Raw genomic sequence first — 15,267 nt, 5'->3', positions numbered from 1 at the left:
AAAAAGTAATAGACTATAAATATAATTTAAATATTAGTGATCGAATGTTAAAAATGATGAAACAATCAAACTGTAAGAAATATGTATTCCATCACAAAAAAATGAGCAATTTAAAAAAAACGATGTAAAATACACCAAATTAGTTCATTTCTAAAGAGAAAAGGATATGTCTGCAAAAAAAATTACGCCATGGGTCGTAGGCAATTGGAAAATGAATCCACAACAACAAAAAGTGACTGAATGGATTTCACAGTTTGATACAGCACTAAATAACTCACCTATTGATGAACAAAAATGTCATTTAGGTATTGCACCAACGGCATTGGCATTAAGTGAACTAAAAGCACATAAATTTAATCGTAATGTTCATGCTGTGGCGCAAGATGTATCTCGTTTTAGTGGGACAGGTGCATTTACAGGAGAAATGAGTGCAGAGTTGCTCAAAGATTATCAAATTGACTACGTTTTAATTGGTCACTCAGAGCGTCGTGAACTGTTAAATGATAACATTGATGTACTTAAAGCTAAGTTGAAGTCTGCCTTATCAGCAGGAATAACGGTGATTTACTGTGTTGGCGAAACATTGCAGCAACGTGAAGATGGTCAAGCAGAACAAATAGTTTTACAACAAATTTGTGATATTGCAAGTACAGTTGGCGAAACTCAATGGGCACAAATTCTAGTTGCTTATGAGCCAATTTGGGCGATTGGTACAGGTAAAACTGCCTCACCAGAAGATGCTCAAGCAATGCATGAAAAAATTCGTGCAGGTCTTAAACAATTAACCTCTCAAGATATTCCATTATTATATGGTGGTAGTGTAAAACCTGAAAATGCCGTAGATTTGGCTACCTGCCCAGATATTAATGGTGCATTGGTGGGTGGTGCTTCACTACAAGCAGATTCATTTTATAAAATTGCGGCAGCATTTGCCGAAAATTAAGATTTAAGGAGTCTTATTTATGCATGCTTTTGTGCTAACAGTCCATGTTTTACTTGCTGTATTCATGATTTTATTAATTTTAGTCCAGCAAGGAAAAGGCGCAGATGCAGGTGCATCTTTTGGTGGCGGTGGTGCAGCAACGGTGTTTGGTGCATCTGGCTCTGGTAACTTTTTAACGCGTGTAACAGGTATTTTAACTGCGTTATTTTTTGTGACTAGTATGACGCTTGCAATTTTTGCTAAGCAACAAACTGCCGATGCATATAGTTTGACTCCTCAAACGACTGAAACTTCGACAACTGCACCAAAAAGTGCAAATTAATACAAGAAAGACTTTTCTTTTTTTGTATTAAAGCATAAAATGCCCACAAATGCGGTGGTGGTGGAATTGGTAGACACGCTACCTTGAGGTGGTAGTGCTTTCGGGCGTGGGGGTTCAAGTCCCCCCTTCCGCACCAACAATGCAATAACTTGCACTGTTGGAACATACTTTAAAGGCTTAATTCTAAAGGGATTGAGCCTTTTTTGTTGCCTGTAGGAATGTAATGCAATAACCTAGAAACACCCAATAATGGGAGGTTAAATGAGAGGTTAAGTTTTTCTAACCTCCATATCATTAGTTTTAACCTCTTTAAGCTGTATAGGTGAGTGGTTAAATGCTAACAAAGCAACAGGTAGAGGCAATTAAGCCTGCAGATAAACTGATTAAGAAATGTGACGGCGATATGCTGTATTTGTTTACATCGCCCACAGGTAAGAAAGTATGGAAAGTCCTTTATACCTTTGAAGGTAAAAAAGGCACAGTGACGTTAGGGAGTTATCCCAACCTTTCTATAAAAGAAGCACGATTAAAACGTGACGAAGTTAAAGCCATGCTTGCTACTGGCATGACACCCACTCAAAAGAAACAAGCCGATAAAATAAAACAACTTGCGAGCATGAGTTTTGCAGAGTTAATTAACAGCTATATTTGTGAGATTGTGCCTCGGCATAAAGGGGCAAGATGGGAAACAATCCGCCTGAATAAAATCATGGCAGACTTTCCTAGATTAATGGTAAAGCCTGTAGAGAGCCTAGATCAGATAGATATGATTTACTTTAGAAATGAACGGCTCAAGCATGTGCAGGGTTCTTCTGTAAGTCGTGAAATGCAGTTATTAGGTGGTGTTTTTCGTTATGCTTTACGAGAGTTAAGAATAATTAAAACTAGCCCATTGGCAGAAGTAGACAAGCCCAAAGACAACCCCCATCGAGAACGGCGTATCACAGATTTAGAGGTACAGAAGATTTTAACCTCTTATGCTTATGATGGAACATTCACCCCACTCAATAAAAGACAACAAACCGCATGGGCGTTTATGTTTGCCCTAGAAACAGCCATGAGAGCAGGGGAAATAACAGGTTTAACATGGGATAACGTATTTAAAGATCATGTTTTATTACCTGACACCAAAAACGGTACAGCAAGACGAGTACCTCTATCGCATCGGGCTGTAGAGCTGTTGGCACTGATGAAAGGTATAAACGATATTCAGGTGATGACCATCAAAGCTGATGCCCTATCAACAGGGTTTACCAAAAGAATAAAAGAGCTAGGCATACAAGATTTACGCTTTCACGATACACGGCATGAGGCATGTACTCGTTTAGCTCAGTGGCTACCTGTGCATGACTTGGCAAAGGTATCAGGGCATAAAGATATATCTATGCTAATGCGTTATTACAACCCCACTGCTACAGAGTTGGCAGACCGTATAAATCAGGCAAATAAACCTAAGTTGTAATTACATGCAATAACCTAGCAAGCTGATATAATGACTGTGCTAGGTCTAGGTTCGCTACCGAAAACACATACCCAATGTGCCGATCTAGTACCTTTATTGGGGTGCTGTGGGAGGCGATATGGCTGTAAATGAAATTCTAACTTTTGACTCTATTGGCAAAGAAAATGGAGAGAAGTTGAGAAAAGAAATGCTTGAGCAGGCAAAAATACATAAATTTTTAATAGAATTACACGTAAAAGAAAAATTAAAAAGAGAAATAACGCTAGAGGAATTTATTGAGCTCTTTAAAATAGTGGGCGTATCTGAAAAAACACGAAGTAATAGTAAAAGACTCAACCAAATTATTAATCTGTATTCTCTAGCGTTTTCTACTTTAGATCAAATAGAAGAAATAGAAAAAGGCTCAGTAATTAGCCGAGCTATCGCTAGCTTGGCTGATATCATGCATAAAAGTGAAACTATTCGGCATAACAAACTATTTAAATCTGTGTATGCATCAAAATCACATGATAGACATCAGAATGAAAGTAAAATTAATGAGTTAAAAAAACTTGAAAAGCTTTGGGATAAAGGTAATTGGAAAAACGAAGGGAGAGGAAAATATAATAACTTTGCCAATCATGTCATTTATAACGATTTGGTAGAGAATATTTCTTTTAATATGATAACTCGTCATATAAGTAAGTATGATAAAAAGCTTAGTGCTTAGTGCTAGCAACTATCGCTAATAGCTAGCATTAAACATTTATTGCTAGCTATAAAATCTTAAAGCTAGCATTAAAAGATTTGAGCTTGCAACTGATTTTATAACTATAAAAAACATAAACATACTGCACACACCAACAAAGAATACAAACGGTGCAGTATGCAACCCCAATACTTTAGAGCTAAACAAATCACATCATCATCGGCAACAGCCGAGAAAGTCCACGTCTATAAAAGCGGTATCAATCAAGGCAAAAAACGCCTAGTCCGTGCCAAGCCACAGCGTACAGGCTTGCTTCCTATTTCTGAAAAAACCCTATGGAGTTGGGTTAAAGATGGGAAATTCCCTAAGCCAATACGTCTAAGCGGTAATGTCACTGTATGGCGAGCGAATGAGGTTTTAGAGTGGATTGAAGCAAAGGCGGAGGCTTAATCATGGTTACTAATCATCAAGCTCAAGTCCTTGCATATCTGCAACAGGGTAAGTCTTTAACTCAAGCCCAAGCCATAAACCTTTTTAGTTGCTACCGTTTAAGTGCGGTGGTTAATCGCTTGCGTAAGGCAGGCTATGACGTTGTTACCCATAAAGAATCCAATACCAAAAATAAAGGCTCACATGCACGTTATGAGCTAGCGGAGGCTATGGCATGAACCTATCAACCTATAACTTTAAAGATCAAAACGTACGCCTTGCTTTTGATAAACGTAACGAGCCTTTATTTTGCCTAGCTGATGTATGTAAGGCACTGGATATCAAAAGACCCAATGCAAGTCGCTTCAAGTTAAATCCAAAGGGGACACATGTTTTGTGTACCCCTACGATTGGCGGTACTCAAAAGCTCACTTTCATTAGTGAAGAAAACCTATACCGTATTGTATTTAGAAGTACCAAACCCGAAGCCCTGAGCTTTCAAAATTGGGTATTTGCAGAGGTATTACCATCTATTCGCAAAACAGGGTCTTACTCAGCACGTCAGACAGCATACGAAGAATTAAACCGCCTCCACATGCAAGAAAAAGTATCTAAAGAAAAAGGTACATTTCATAGTCATGGTATGCACAGAAGAAAGCAAGAAAAGCGTTTAAATGCCTTACGTATCAACACATGCAAGGCTAATTTACAGTTAAGTTTTGATCAGGGGTATACCAATGACTAAGCATGTAAACCCTGAGTTTTTCAAAGCCTTTGACCACTACAAGGCAATGGTAGAGCAGTACGGCGATAAGCACCCAATAACAGAACAGGCATTTCTTTTAACGATGCACTACACGCCTGAGCATATTAAGGCAGAAATGGACGCTAAAGCCAAAGAGATGAAGCTACTACCACCGCCAAGTGGTTACACCGATGACGGCGAACCGATGTACCGCCTAGAGGACGTTGCCAAGCATTTAGGCATGAGCATTGAAGATGCAGAACAACGCTTGTTAGAACTACTGGATAACCGCCAAAAGGTCGGGCTATCCAACGATGGAGTTTTAATCAATCCAAACATCAATATCAATCTTGTGCAGTAGAGTGAAGATATGACTAAAACCACTTTTGGATTCACCTTTAAAAACAACAATGTGAGCAAGTCTGAGCGTATTAATGGGTTAGATTTAAAACCTGTACCTACATACCTATCCCACCGATTGATGGAACAGATACAACCCCCAATGGGGGTCGAACCACCAATGATGGTTGGATGTCCTCAAGCTGAGGATATTAAAACTCAACTTCCTCCAATGGAGGATTCCGAAAATATCAAACACTTACAGACGTTTACTCAAATTGAGGAAACAGAGAATATCAATCTCTTAGGGGTATCTCCTCAAATTGAGGAAAAGGTCTATCCTCAAACTGAGGTTGGGGGCTTTACACCAATGACGGAAAAGTCGTTTACACCGATGATGGAAGCACCATTTACCCCATTGGGGGAAGCGTCTAATCATAAACCTATTGCAAAGTTATGCAGCAGCTATTATCCTAGCCGTGCTTTAAGCAAAATCTTAAAGTTAGCTTTGGTCGGCTATGATTTCTTACTAGGCGTACAGTCCGCAAGGGCTTTTTTTGTACGTAACACTTCTATGCGTTCGCATATCATTACGGCGAAGCTGTGGAGGGACACTTTCGAGTGTGCAGGTAACCTAGTAGGCCTGTCGACCAACCCTTTACAGCTTTGCCACCAAAGTTACTTGGTCGTAATTGGCAAAGCTCCTGAACTACTAGGAGTGCATAATCATGCCTAAACAAAATAAAACTTATACTGCTAACGATTTAGCTGACGTTCACGCATCATTCAAAACAGATTTAAACCTCTTACACACGGCGATAATTGACGTTCAAAGCCGTATCAGCACACTTAAACGCACTGTAACCCATGTAAATCCTCAGCTCGATATGCACTTTTTAACCTTAGAGCGTATGTTAGATATTTATGAGCAATTTGCAGATGTACGCTGTGACCATTACCAAGAATTAGAAAATAAGTACGATGCCGACTACGAAGCGACACAAGAGGGGAGCATCTAACATGAAGCAGTATAATTCCCTTGATATGTACGATATGGCGACCCTTGCACAAGCAGACCTTGAATGGTTAAGCATTGCTTTAACAGATGTGCGTAAACGCTTGGGCGAACTCAAAAAAGAAGTGGCAGAGATAGCCCCATCTAGCCAGTATCGTTTTAAGACATTAGAAAAGATACTTGAGATGTATGAGTTTATTGCCGAAGAACGAGAGCAACATCACGTTAATGAAGCACATGCGTATAAGAAAGAATTAGAAGATGAGGGGCAAGCATGAACGACCAAGAAGCCCCTATCACAGAGATAGAACACCCTGAGCAAATTATAGCACAGTGTGTGCAAATCGACCCATCAAAACATGCTTTAACCTTGCAATATGGTAACCCTCAAAAGCCTCTATACGGCGATACCAATGTGGAGCTAAACGGCATTAACTATGATTGCCCTGTGGTGCTTCCATTGGTTGATGGACAGCTACAAGTTGTGCAATGTGCTGTATTGCAACATGCTAAACCTGTGGCAATTGTGCCTTATGGGATTGCTCGGGGTTTTGCTTATTTGGGTGAGCTTAAAAAAGATAAACCCATCATCATTACCCATAACCTAGAGGTGTTTTTTAAAGTGGCTTCTAGTGGTGTGCCTGTGGTGCTTGTGCCATTGCCTCACCTATGCCGTAACGCCGTGTTAAAGCCTTTTGATTTTGAGCAGATACACGCCGTAATTAATCAATTATCTGATGCAGGCTACAACAAGCTGTATATGCCTGTACGCCCCGAAAACATCGAGCTAGAGGCATACCAACAGCTAGAACAAAAGACGGCTGTACGGCTGTTAAACCAACATACCCAAGTGGGTGAAAGTGAGTTTTTAACTGAGCTGAATAAGGAAGATGATGCGGAAGAAGTTTATGCCTTTATCCATGAAGCGATAGACTTACTGCCTGAAATAGATCTATTACCTAAAGGGCATTTAGCCAAGCCAATGCGTTGGGAAAACGGCGTATTTCATATCCTTAAAGATGGTATTTTCTTTATAGAAACAGACAAGAACGAGAATGAATATAAACGCTATATCTCAAGCCCTATTTTGGTTCTAGCCAAGACAAGAGACAACACCAGTAATAATTGGGGTGTATTGCTTGAATGGCATGATGACGGCGGTGTGAAGCATACTCAAGCCTTATCTAGAGAGCTATTTCAAACAGATGGGGCAGACCTCCGCAAAGCCTTAGCCTATCAAGGGGTAAATATCGCCCCTAATAGACGTGCTAGGGATTTATTGCAGTGCTATTTAATTGCATACAAGGCAGAGAATATTGCCTCATGTGTAGAACGTGTGGGGTGGCATGATGATGTATTCATTCTGCCTCATAAACAGATTGGTCAAAGTAACGAGCTGATTGTTTATCAGGCAAACCATGGCTTAGATAACCGTTACCAAACGCAAAGCACCTTACAGCTATGGCAAGACCAAGTATCTAAAACCATTGCAGGGCATAGCAAACTTGTATTTGCATTATGTACAGCGTTTGCAGGGCAGTTACTTGCACCACTTAACCTTAAAGGTGGTGGCTTTCATATCCGTGGTGGTTCGTCTAAAGGTAAAAGTACGGCGTTATATGTGGCGTGTTCTGTATGGGGCAAACCATCACAGTTTTATCGCACTTGGCGAGCAACAGGCAATGCCTTAGAACATACGGCGTATATGCACAATGATAGCTTTATTGTGTTGGATGAAATTGGAGAAATACCCAATCCTAAAGAATTAGGCAACATCATCTATATGCTTGCCAATGGTGAGAGTAAAGCCCGATTAACACGCAACATCACAGCCAAGCCCACACATAAATGGCAACTCATCTTTTTATCGAGTGGTGAAAAGAGCCTTAAAGAAATCATGCAAGAGCAAGGACAAAAAACCAAACTAGGTCAAGAAGTCCGCCTTGCTGATATTGATATAGACGCATCACCGTATGGGGTATTTGATGGGCTAGATTTTGCAGACAGTGGGGCAAAGCAATCAATGGAGATTGTGAACCGTGCAAACACTCATTACGGTACAGCAGGCGAAGCGTGGCTTGAATACCTGACCCATCATAAGGCAGAGCAAACAGAGCAGGCACAGGACTTGTTACAGCAGTACAGTGAAGCACTTGCCCATGATCAACCACAAGGACATATTAAGCGTGTAGCTCACCATTTTGCATTGGTAGCCGTTGCAGGAGAACTTGCGACACAAGCCGACATTACAGGGTGGCAATGTGGCACAGCGTTTAAAGCCGTACAGCAAGTCTTTAATGAATGGTTAGGCGGTTTTGACCATGTAGGCAACTTTGAAGAACGAGAGATACTCAACCACGTTAAAGCGTTCTTTGAAGCACATGGGGCGAGCCGTTTTGAGTGTATTACGCCTGACCCTGATAGACCTGAACGTATTATTAATCGTGTGGGGTATTGGAAGATAGAGGGCAATGAGAAGAAGTACCTGGTATTCCCTGAGCAGTTTAAAAAGGAAATCTGCCAAGGCTTTAACCCTAAGCAAGTGGCAAAGGTACTTAAAGCGTATGGGTGGCTAGACCATTTAAACAACGATAAGGCAACTAAACTTATTCGGGGGATTGATGGACAGGCTAAGGCTATCCCTATGTATGTGTTTAATGAGCAAGTATTTACGCATATAGGGTAAATATTACAGGTTACAACGGTTACACAGGTTACAGCATTGAAATATATAGGAAATATCTGTAACCGTTAGCCAAAACCCAAACGGTTACACAGGTTACAAAAACAGAGCTTCTAGCATCTTGTAACCGTTGTAACCAAAATGAAAAACCGTAACGGTTACAAAAAATCAGGCTGAAACCCTTGTGTAGCAAGGCTGTAACCGTTGTAACCTGTGTAACCGCTAGAAATATGAGAGGTTTAACTAAAAATGCTATAAGCCACATGACTTATAGGTGAAATACAATAAAAGCCAAAATAGCTAAAACAAAAAATAATAGCGTATACATTCCATGTAATCCCTTTTATTAATTCCGCATTTTAAATGCCGATCTAATCACTACCTTAAAAGTGTAGTACATCACTCCATATACATGCCATATCTCACTCGGACACCTCTCAAGTTAATAACTCAATTATCGCAACACCTGATCAAAGTGAAGTTTAATGAACCAGTAAAGGTTAGGTTTTGAATGTCAGGTTTTGTAAGGTTCTACAAAACTCAAAATTGCGTTTTGCTTATTTAACAGTGATTTACTAAGCAACAGGTTTTAACAGGTCTGACCGTCAACGCATATCTGCGTTTACCTGATATAACAGCCACTTAGTTAAGGTTCAGGTTTCCTCAGGTTCTTACTCAATTTGAGGACGGACATAGGGGCATTAATTACATTGACAGCCTATATATTGAGATGCCCTCAAAAGTGAGGCTATATAAGGCTTACAGTGCATTTTAGGGTTTCATTTCGTCTAGGTACGGCAAAGTAGGTCAAAGAAACTAGGGGTAATCTTGGGGTTGTTTGAGCAACTATCATGGAAATCGTGATACCCCAAAGCACTAGACTTGCTGAGATTTAAAATCTAATCAAAGGGTGAGTATCTGTTATTGCTTTACAGTGTCAAAATAGACCGCACCTGATAAATACAGCATAGAAAGGCATAAAAAAGTGTAAATTAATAGGAGATATTGCCCTATATAGACACGTTAAGGTGTTATCTAAACTCTATATTTACAGTTTTGAACTTGCCGTAATCTTGCCGTTCTATTTATTCAAACCTTACCGTAATCTCACCGTTGTAGTGGTTAAATTTTGAGTTTCGCGACAACTACGCGCGCGTGAGGCTCATTCGTTAAAAAAGACGAGTGATAAAATATAGTTTTAAATCTTACTCAAGAGTGAGCAGGGGTAGCATTTAAAATGTGACCCTCTTTTTTCTCAATAAGAATAGTTCCAATACGAGAGGTTAGGGGAGAGGTTAAAATATCAAAAGGGAAAAATTAAATTTCAAAACCAATTACTTAGATAAGAAAAAATAGTCCCCCCTTCCGCACCAACAATGCAATAACTTGCACTGTTGGAACATACTTTAAAGGCTTAATTCTAAAAGAATTGAGCCTTTTTTGTTTCTGATAAAAATATATGAAAATTTAAAATGAATGCTCCTTTTTTCTATATCTATCATATAAAAATACTATATAAGTTTTTGATTTATATGTAAAAATAATTAGTAATGTTGTGCTATCAACAACACATTACTATTAAATATATTGTTTTGATTCTTTATTTTATATTCATTTCTCAATTTTAACGAATAGAGAAAGTAAATGACTTTAAACTATCAACCTACAGCTTGGACTCGTGCAGACGCTATTAAAGTTACAGCTGATAACCCTACAACAACCCAACCCATTGTCCCGTATAAATTCAAAGGAATGAGTAATAAAAATGTCTTTGTTTGGGACACAATGCCTATACGTGATTTAAAAAATGAAATTATTTCAATTAATGGCTGGTCAATTATCTTTACATTAACAGCAACACGTCGCTTTAATGAAATAAAAGACAAAAATGGTAACTACGATATTGTAACGGATTGGAATAGCCGTCATGGACGTGCATTCTTCGCTTATTGGTACAGTAAAGACAGTAAAAATTGGACTTACGGTGGCCGTGTAATGGCAGAAGGTGTTTCTCCAACCAAAGCAGAATGGGCGGGCACACCAATTTTAACTAAAGATGATGGTAGTATTGATCTTTATTACACATGTGTGGATTCTAAAAGCGCTACAATTGCAAAAGTAGCAGGTAAAATTGTTACATCTGATACAGGTGTAACGTTACAAGGTTTTACTCAAGTTAAAAAACTATTTGATGCAGATGGAAAATATTACCAAACTAAAGCTCAAAATGGTGGTGTGAACTTTCGTGATCCAAGTCCATTTATTGATCCAAAAGATGGCAAATTGTATATGTTCTTTGAGGGGAATGTTGCAGGAAAGCGGGGTAGTCATGTCGTTGGAGAAGCAGATATTGGTTTGGTACCACCAGGTACAGCTGCCGTTCCAGCAAAAGCGAATCTAAGAGTGGGTTGTATTGGCTTGGCTGTTGCCACTGATATGACAGGTAATAAATGGGAAATGTTACCACCATTGGTGACAGCGATTGGTGTTAATGACCAAACAGAACGTCCACATTATATTTATCAAGATGGAAAATATTACCTATTCACAATTAGCCATAAAAGTACATATGCTGAAGGTGTAACTGGCCCTGATGGTGTGTATGGATTTGTGAGCGAAAGTTTAACAGGTCCTTATCGTCCGTTAAATGGTTCAGGTTTAGTATTGGGCAATCCGTCTGCTCAACCATTGCAAACATACTCGCATTTAGTAATGAAAAATGGATTAGTGACCTCTTTTATTGATACGATTCCTGCAGCAAATGGGACTGATTACCGTATTGGCGGTGTAGAAGCACCAACAGTTCGTATTCAATTAAAAAATGATCAAACCTTTTTAACTAAAACGTTTGATTATGGTTATATTCCACCAACACGTAATATTAAAGTATAATTTAAAAGGCTCAGTTCTCAAGAATTGAGCCTTTTTTATTTTAGAGAGTTTCTTGTTCAACCGTCATATCATAAATATAAACAGGTTGTGCAGTATTTAAATTAAAACCCTTTACTCGAATAATATTGCGTGTATTGGAGACAGGCGAAAATCCTTTAATAGTAACTGTACGCCAGTTTTTATCAGTTTGAGTTTTTAACCCAGCATCGTTATATTTGATTTCTCGTACTTGTAAAGCATTGCCTTGTGATTGAGGCGAAACTTCAAAAAAGACCATTGTGGGTTGGCTATTATATTGTGCTTCAGGGGTAATTTGCCCTGCAAATTTAAAAGTTTGCCCCGCTTGATTGGTTAATGTGAGCTGAGGCGCATTTTGATTAGACTGATCGATATTGATCTTTAAAGCAGTGTTATCAAACAATTGTTGTGCAAAACGTTCTTGTTGCATTTTTTCAGGTGAGCACATTTTCATAGTTGACATCAAACGCGATGTTTGGAGTGTTTGATCTGTTAAGTTCCAAGATGTGTTTTGTGCATTACATCCTGTTTCAATATGTAGGTGCTGTTTTTGATCAAAGTTAAGCGTAATATTTTGTTGGCTATTTTGCCATTGATAAGTTGATAAAACATGAGCATTAGAATTGGATTTAGGCATAGGCATAATGTGCTGACAAGCAGGTAAAAAAATAGGCAGACATGCAATCATCAATAATTTTTTGTTCATTAATTTAAATCTCTATCATTTGAGTGCTATTAGATTATAAAAGTTAAATTAATACGTATTGTTGTAACGATGTATTTTTAATAGCCTATAATGTCGCTTTATTTTTGCGCCTCAAGCAGCTATGCAACGTTTGCTTTTACTCATGGCAAGTGCCTTACTTATTTTGGCATGGTTGTCACCCGATCATTATACACCGTGGCTCACCTTTTCAAGTGAACTACTCACTTTTGCAAGTGCAATGTGTTTACTTGCACTATATTTAGATAAAAGTTTACTCATTCCTAAAATGCAGTGGTTTTGGGGAGTCGTTTGTCTTATTCCTTTAGTACAGTGGTGTTTTGGCTTAGAGTTTTATTTTGGTAAAGCGCTTTTAGCGAGTTTGTATTTATTTGCTTTTGGTATGGTTACTCTATTGGGAGTTAATCTTGCAAAAGATTTTGAGCGCGGTCGAATTCTTAATTATTTTTCTTTAGTTGTATTTTTTGCGGGACTTGCAACAGCAATCATTGCTTTATTACAGTGGCTACAACTTGAAAAACATGTAATGGGTTTAATGCCATTAAGAGGTAACCGACCTTACGCCAATTTTGCCCAACCCAATAATATGGCAACATTTTTGCTCATGAGTTTAATGGGCGCATTTTACTTATTTGAAAAACGATTATTAAAAACATGGGCACTAGCAGGTGGCGCTTTTATTTTACTATTTACCATTGCATTGAGTCAGTCACGTACGCCATGGATTGCATGTTTTATTCTAACAGGTTATTTACTTTTAAAGCATCGTTACGATGATTACCGTTTAAGAAAATTAACCGTAGTGATGTGGGCTCTAGTTTATATTTTATGTTTACTCGTTGTGCCATATTTAAATCAATTTTTGTATCAGTTTGGGTTTGCCCATACAGAGATGAGTAATATTGTGGCGCGTGCCAATTCTAGCCACTCAAGGTTGGGTATTTGGACGCAAATGTTATATGCCATCAATGAACAGCCTTGGTGGGGATATGGATGGAACCAAACTAGTGTTGCTCAACTTGATGCTGCAAAATTTTATATCCACCCCGAACGTACTAATAGTGCACATAATCTTGTATTAGAGCTTTTAGTTTGGAATGGCGTTATTTTAGGCGGCGCAATTATTACTTATTTAAGTTATTGGATTTATCGCTTAAATCAGGTGGTAAAAAGCAAAGAAACAGTGATTGCAACCTTAATGGTGGTCGGTGTTTTATTGCATATGATGCTCGAATTTCCACAAAATTATGCTTATTTTTTACTTCCTGTGGGCTTTTTACTTGGATTTATTCAAAGTTATATTCCAAATCAACGTTATGGAACGCTAAAAAGTGGTGTTACTACGGTTATTTTGGTAAGTAGTATTTTGTTATATGGCTTAATTTGGCGTGATTATATTGTGTCTGTAAATACATTGTTTGATGCAAAAGAGAAGTCAGATCAAGGGCTCGTAGATAAGACAAAAATTTTAGTACTTGATCAGTTTTCTGAACGTGCGCAGTGGTATGCACTTAATCGTTTTAGTCATTTAGATGTGCAACAGATGCAACGTTTTGAACATGTAGTACAAACCACACCATCGCATTACGATTTATTTAAATATGCGCAATTACAAGCGTATAACGGCAATGAAACATTGGCAAAAGAACAACTCTTTCAAATCAAAGCGTTATACAACTTAAACCATTTTTACGAAAATCTGCTTAAAAAGCGCGATAAAGATGGAAATTTAATTGATGAAGCTGTCAAATGACAGCTTAGTCTTTTTGCATGTTTTCTTGAATATAATTTTCGATAGATACAGTTTGAATAAGGTCAAGCTGTGTATCAGCCCAATCTAAATATTCTTCTTCTGAATGCAAAATCTTTTTAAGCAAATCGCGTGATACATAATCTTGATGGGTTTCACATACAGCAACCGCATGCTGAATAGTTTCGATATTTTCTTTGACTTTGCGTACATCACATTGCAGTACTTCTTGAGTATGCTGACCAATATAAAGTTTGCCTAAATGTTGTAAGTTAGGTAAGCCTTCTAAAAATAAAATACGCTCAATTACTTTATCAGCATGTTTCATTTGGCGGATAGATTCTTTGTATTCCAAAGACCCTAATTTTTCAATGCCCCAATCATTAAACATTCTTGAATGTAAGAAGTATTGATTAATGGCTGTAAGGTGGTGGTAAAGTGCCTGATTCAAGTGTTGAATAACATCACGATTGCCTTTCATTGTAAAACTCCGCAAAAATCAATATGCGTATGTTAAACAACTCTTTATCTTGATGCGAGAAATTTATAGAACAGCAAATGACAATTAATTACGCAGCCACAGAAATTTTTGCTGCAATAAGTGCTAATTCTTCATTAATAATATTACGTGCTTCAGGGGCACAACGCCCACAACATGTGGCAAGATCAAGCTGTTCGCGAATTTCACGAAAACTTTCTGCACCACCTGTAACGGCATCTTTAATATCTTGATCAGTTATTCCACGGCATAAACATACGTACATAGGTATGGCTCGGATTAGCTAAAATATAATAAAGATATTAGTGATAATTATTATCATTTGTCAACGAGATTTTTGTTAAGTCTAATCGAAAAAACCACCCGAAGGTGGTCTATTTATAAAACAACAATTCCATCCATTTCCACTAAAGCACCTTTAGGTAAACTTGCAACTCCTAAAGCAGCACGGGCAGGATATGGCTGAGAAAAATACTCACCCATAATTTGATTTACAAGTTGAAAGTGCGATAGGTCTGTTAAGAAAATATTGAGTTTGGCAATGTGTGCTAAAGAACCACCAGATGCTTCACAAACAGCTTTTACATTGTCAAATACTTGACGAATTTGTGCCTCAATGCCTTCTACAAGTTCCATAGTTTTTGGGTTTAATCCAATCTGTCCTGATAGATAAACTGTATTATTAACAGTAATGGCTTGAGAGTATGTCCCAATTGCAGCAGGCGCTAAGTCTGTATGAATCACTTGGCGTGACATAA

Annotated in this window: 18 protein-coding genes and 1 tRNA gene; 15 read left to right on the top strand and 4 right to left on the bottom strand. The window is 38.2% G+C overall.

The features are described 5' to 3' along the window. The first annotated feature begins 166 nt into the window (after window positions 1-166). The 14 genes from tpiA to PCI70_RS02610 all read left to right on the top strand — a co-directional run bounded on the left by tpiA (window position 167) and on the right by PCI70_RS02610 (window position 11,518). Window positions 167-943, top strand: a complete 777-nt coding sequence (tpiA, locus tag PCI70_RS02675; RefSeq protein ID WP_269913811.1) for a triose-phosphate isomerase — start codon at window positions 167-169, stop codon at window positions 941-943. Window positions 944-962: 19 nt separating this feature from the next. After that, window positions 963-1,265, top strand: coding sequence for a preprotein translocase subunit SecG (gene secG / locus PCI70_RS02670; RefSeq protein WP_269913810.1), 303 nt, complete (start codon window positions 963-965; stop codon window positions 1,263-1,265). Window positions 1,266-1,316: 51 nt separating this feature from the next. Continuing rightward, window positions 1,317-1,401: transfer RNA gene (locus PCI70_RS02665), tRNA-Leu, on the top strand. Window positions 1,402-1,599: 198 nt separating this feature from the next. Further along, on the top strand, window positions 1,600-2,727 hold the full coding sequence (locus PCI70_RS02660; protein WP_269913809.1) for a tyrosine-type recombinase/integrase: 1,128 nt from the start codon (window positions 1,600-1,602) through the stop codon (window positions 2,725-2,727). A 118-nt stretch (window positions 2,728-2,845) separates the two neighbouring features. Then, window positions 2,846-3,436 carry a hypothetical protein gene (locus PCI70_RS02655; protein ID WP_269913808.1) on the top strand — a complete coding sequence of 197 codons (591 nt, stop codon included), beginning with the start codon at window positions 2,846-2,848 and terminating at the stop codon, window positions 3,434-3,436. Window positions 3,437-3,592: 156 nt separating this feature from the next. Beyond that, complete coding sequence (locus tag PCI70_RS02650; RefSeq protein WP_269913807.1) at window positions 3,593-3,865, top strand: helix-turn-helix transcriptional regulator; 273 nt, start codon at window positions 3,593-3,595, stop codon at window positions 3,863-3,865. Between the two features lie 2 nt (window positions 3,866-3,867). Then, entirely contained in the window at window positions 3,868-4,083 is a 216-nt protein-coding gene (locus PCI70_RS02645) for a helix-turn-helix domain-containing protein (protein WP_269913806.1), read from the top strand. After that, a complete protein-coding gene (locus PCI70_RS02640; RefSeq protein WP_269913805.1) occupies window positions 4,080-4,589 on the top strand; it encodes a BRO-N domain-containing protein in 510 nt (169 codons plus the stop codon). The genes PCI70_RS02645 and PCI70_RS02640 overlap by 4 nt, the downstream gene beginning before the upstream one ends. After that, window positions 4,582-4,950 (top strand): hypothetical protein, encoded by a 369-nt coding sequence (locus tag PCI70_RS02635; RefSeq protein ID WP_269913804.1) that lies wholly within the window; start codon window positions 4,582-4,584, stop codon window positions 4,948-4,950. The genes PCI70_RS02640 and PCI70_RS02635 overlap by 8 nt, the downstream gene beginning before the upstream one ends. 375 nt (window positions 4,951-5,325) lie before the next feature. Beyond that, entirely contained in the window at window positions 5,326-5,664 is a 339-nt protein-coding gene (locus PCI70_RS02630) for a hypothetical protein (protein WP_442865148.1), read from the top strand. Then, a complete protein-coding gene (locus PCI70_RS02625) occupies window positions 5,657-5,947 on the top strand; it encodes a hypothetical protein (RefSeq protein WP_269913803.1) in 291 nt (96 codons plus the stop codon). The genes PCI70_RS02630 and PCI70_RS02625 overlap by 8 nt, the downstream gene beginning before the upstream one ends. A 1-nt stretch (window position 5,948) precedes the next feature. Beyond that, window positions 5,949-6,221, top strand: a complete 273-nt coding sequence (locus PCI70_RS02620; RefSeq protein WP_269913802.1) for a hypothetical protein — start codon at window positions 5,949-5,951, stop codon at window positions 6,219-6,221. After that, window positions 6,218-8,629, top strand: a complete 2,412-nt coding sequence (locus PCI70_RS02615; protein WP_269913801.1) for a DUF927 domain-containing protein — start codon at window positions 6,218-6,220, stop codon at window positions 8,627-8,629. The genes PCI70_RS02620 and PCI70_RS02615 overlap by 4 nt, the downstream gene beginning before the upstream one ends. A 1,641-nt stretch (window positions 8,630-10,270) precedes the next feature. Further along, window positions 10,271-11,518, top strand: coding sequence for a glycoside hydrolase family 68 protein (locus PCI70_RS02610; RefSeq protein WP_269913800.1), 1,248 nt, complete (start codon window positions 10,271-10,273; stop codon window positions 11,516-11,518). A gap of 40 nt (window positions 11,519-11,558) precedes the next feature. On the opposite strand, the gene PCI70_RS02605 is transcribed toward PCI70_RS02610, so the two are convergent. Then, complete coding sequence (locus PCI70_RS02605) at window positions 11,559-12,242, bottom strand: META domain-containing protein (RefSeq protein ID WP_269913799.1); 684 nt, start codon at window positions 12,240-12,242, stop codon at window positions 11,559-11,561. Window positions 12,243-12,363: 121 nt separating this feature from the next. On the opposite strand from PCI70_RS02605, the gene PCI70_RS02600 reads away from it, so the two are divergent. Continuing rightward, a complete protein-coding gene (locus PCI70_RS02600; RefSeq protein ID WP_269913798.1) occupies window positions 12,364-14,013 on the top strand; it encodes a PglL family O-oligosaccharyltransferase in 1,650 nt (549 codons plus the stop codon). Window positions 14,014-14,017: 4 nt separating this feature from the next. Here the strand turns inward: PCI70_RS02600 and bfr are convergent, their stop codons facing one another. The 3 genes from bfr to PCI70_RS02585 form a co-directional block, all read right to left on the bottom strand. Next, window positions 14,018-14,491, bottom strand: coding sequence for a heteropolymeric bacterioferritin subunit Bfr (bfr, locus tag PCI70_RS02595; RefSeq protein ID WP_269913797.1), 474 nt, complete (start codon window positions 14,489-14,491; stop codon window positions 14,018-14,020). An 88-nt stretch (window positions 14,492-14,579) separates the two neighbouring features. After that, window positions 14,580-14,774 (bottom strand): bacterioferritin-associated ferredoxin, encoded by a 195-nt coding sequence (locus PCI70_RS02590; RefSeq protein ID WP_269913796.1) that lies wholly within the window; start codon window positions 14,772-14,774, stop codon window positions 14,580-14,582. A 113-nt stretch (window positions 14,775-14,887) separates the two neighbouring features. After that, window positions 14,888-15,265, bottom strand: a complete 378-nt coding sequence (locus tag PCI70_RS02585) for a RidA family protein (RefSeq protein WP_269913795.1) — start codon at window positions 15,263-15,265, stop codon at window positions 14,888-14,890. Between the last annotated feature and the right edge of the window lie 2 nt (window positions 15,266-15,267).

Source organism: Acinetobacter sp. HY1485, from assembly GCF_027568475.1.
Lineage (GTDB): Bacteria > Pseudomonadota > Gammaproteobacteria > Pseudomonadales > Moraxellaceae > Acinetobacter.
The sequence above is the reverse complement of the archived record's forward strand: the minus strand, read 5'-3'. Positions and strand labels throughout refer to the sequence as shown.

Bases quoted from the DNA above. Each gene is read 5' to 3' on its own strand.
- PCI70_RS02590 (WP_269913796.1), bottom strand. From the start codon at position 14,774: ATGTACGTATGTTTATGCCGTGGAATAACTGATCAAGATATTAAAGAT.
- bfr (WP_269913797.1), bottom strand. From the start codon at position 14,491: ATGAAAGGCAATCGTGATGTTATTCAACACTTGAATCAGGCACTTTAC.
- PCI70_RS02640 (WP_269913805.1), top strand. From the start codon at position 4,080: ATGAACCTATCAACCTATAACTTTAAAGATCAAAACGTACGCCTTGCT.
- PCI70_RS02610 (WP_269913800.1), top strand. From the start codon at position 10,271: ATGACTTTAAACTATCAACCTACAGCTTGGACTCGTGCAGACGCTATT.
- PCI70_RS02600 (WP_269913798.1), top strand. From the start codon at position 12,364: ATGCAACGTTTGCTTTTACTCATGGCAAGTGCCTTACTTATTTTGGCA.
- tpiA (WP_269913811.1), top strand. From the start codon at position 167: ATGTCTGCAAAAAAAATTACGCCATGGGTCGTAGGCAATTGGAAAATG.
- PCI70_RS02645 (WP_269913806.1), top strand. From the start codon at position 3,868: ATGGTTACTAATCATCAAGCTCAAGTCCTTGCATATCTGCAACAGGGT.
- PCI70_RS02650 (WP_269913807.1), top strand. From the start codon at position 3,593: ATGCAACCCCAATACTTTAGAGCTAAACAAATCACATCATCATCGGCA.
- PCI70_RS02655 (WP_269913808.1), top strand. From the start codon at position 2,846: ATGGCTGTAAATGAAATTCTAACTTTTGACTCTATTGGCAAAGAAAAT.
- secG (WP_269913810.1), top strand. From the start codon at position 963: ATGCATGCTTTTGTGCTAACAGTCCATGTTTTACTTGCTGTATTCATG.
- PCI70_RS02630 (WP_442865148.1), top strand. From the start codon at position 5,326: ATGGAAGCACCATTTACCCCATTGGGGGAAGCGTCTAATCATAAACCT.
- PCI70_RS02620 (WP_269913802.1), top strand. From the start codon at position 5,949: ATGAAGCAGTATAATTCCCTTGATATGTACGATATGGCGACCCTTGCA.
- PCI70_RS02615 (WP_269913801.1), top strand. From the start codon at position 6,218: ATGAACGACCAAGAAGCCCCTATCACAGAGATAGAACACCCTGAGCAA.
- PCI70_RS02585 (WP_269913795.1), bottom strand. From the start codon at position 15,265: ATGTCACGCCAAGTGATTCATACAGACTTAGCGCCTGCTGCAATTGGG.
- PCI70_RS02625 (WP_269913803.1), top strand. From the start codon at position 5,657: ATGCCTAAACAAAATAAAACTTATACTGCTAACGATTTAGCTGACGTT.
- PCI70_RS02635 (WP_269913804.1), top strand. From the start codon at position 4,582: ATGACTAAGCATGTAAACCCTGAGTTTTTCAAAGCCTTTGACCACTAC.
- PCI70_RS02660 (WP_269913809.1), top strand. From the start codon at position 1,600: ATGCTAACAAAGCAACAGGTAGAGGCAATTAAGCCTGCAGATAAACTG.
- PCI70_RS02605 (WP_269913799.1), bottom strand. From the start codon at position 12,242: ATGAACAAAAAATTATTGATGATTGCATGTCTGCCTATTTTTTTACCT.